At 54.7% G+C, this 1,535-nt stretch carries 1 protein-coding gene; it reads right to left on the bottom strand.

Annotated features, from left to right (window positions below):
* Positions 1-1,262: RNA-directed DNA polymerase (locus CUC53_RS18645; protein ID WP_167386803.1), on the bottom strand; the 1,262-nt coding region annotated here is incomplete at its 3' end.
* Between the last annotated feature and the right edge of the window lie 273 nt (positions 1,263-1,535).

Below are 1,535 nucleotides of genomic sequence, written 5' to 3'. Positions count from 1 at the left end.
GTGTAGAGGGAGAACAGCAGAGGGGAGAGGACACACCCCTGTGGTGCGCCGGTGTTGGTGTGTCGAGTGTCCGAGGTGACATGTCCCATCCTGACCTGCTGACTTCTGTTGGTCAGGAAGCTGTAAATCCAATTGCAGAGGTCAGTTGGCACACTGAGCTGGGACAGTTTGGAGCAGAGGGTATGAGGGACGATGGTGTTGAACGCCGAGCTGAAATCCACAAACAGCATCCGAGCGTAGGTCCCAGGACGATCCAGGTGTTGCAGGATGTAGTGCAGTCCCAGGTTGACTGCATCATCCACTGACCTATTTGCCCGGTAGGCAAACTGCAGGGGGTCCAGCCGGCTGTTGGTGAGGGTCTTCAGGTGATTCAACACCAAGCGTTCAAAGGATTTCATGACTACAGATGTCAGTGCGACAGGTCTGTAGTCGTTCAGCCCTGTGATGGTGGGTTTCTTGGGGACCGGGATGATGGTAGAGCGCTTGAAGCAGGTCGGGACCTCACTCAGCTCCAGAGATTTGTTGAAGAGCTGGGTGAAGATGGGAGCCAACTGCTCAGCACAAACACGCAGGCAGGAGGGGGAGACTCCATCTGGGCCAGGAGCTTTCCGGGTCTTGAGTCGCTGGAACAGCCGACACACCTCTCCTACGTTGATTTCAAGCTGTGATCCGGGGGTGCTGGAGGATGGTGAGGCGGTATCAGCGATTGGGGGCAGGGTGCCATTGATTGATGAACAAGAGGAGTCAGGAGGAGAGACTGGAGAGGTGGCAAGTGTGAGGTGGTCCTTCTCGAATCTGCAGTAGAAGGTGTTAAGTTCATCAGCCAAGGCTTTGCTGACCTCAGTTGGGGGGGTGGGGCGCTTCTTGTAGCCAGTGATCTCCTGAAGGCCTCTCCACACCGACGATGAGTCGTTAGCTGAAAAACTGCTCTTCAACTTTTCGGAGTAGAGCCGCTTGGCCACCCTGATTTCCCTGGTCAGCGCATTCCTGGCCTTCCTGTACAGGGCCCTATCCCCACTCCTGTGGGCGTCTTCCTTGGCTTGGCGAGCGTGTCTGAGTTTGGGGGTAAACCATGGCTTATTGTTGGGAAAGGTCCGGAAGGTCTTTGTCGGAACACACGCGTCCTCACAGAAGCTGATGTAGGACGTCACCGTGTCTGTCAGTTCATGTATGTTGGAGGCAGCCTCTTCAAAGACGCTCCAATCAGTGGTGTCAAAGCAGTCCTGAAGTTGCTGCTTCGCCTCACTGGTCCACTTCTTCACTGTCCTCACCACAGGCTTGGCGGATTTAAGTCTCTGCCTGTAGGCTGGGATGAGGTGGATTAGACAGTGGTCGGAGAGTCCTAAGGCTGCAAGGGGGACAGAGTGGTATGCATTGTTGAGGATGGTGTAACAGTGGTCCAGAGTGTTACCGTCCCTGGTGGGGCAGTTAACATGTTGTTTATATCTCGGGAGTTCACGGTTAAGACAAACCCGGTACAGACTGTGGCGGGAATTGAGCCCGGGTGACTTGTAATTTAAAGGGTTGTGCTAACC

This window comes from Aeromonas cavernicola (assembly GCF_002795305.1).
Classification (GTDB): domain Bacteria; phylum Pseudomonadota; class Gammaproteobacteria; order Enterobacterales; family Aeromonadaceae; genus Aeromonas; species Aeromonas cavernicola.
This window is presented reverse-complemented; position numbering and strand designations above follow the sequence as displayed.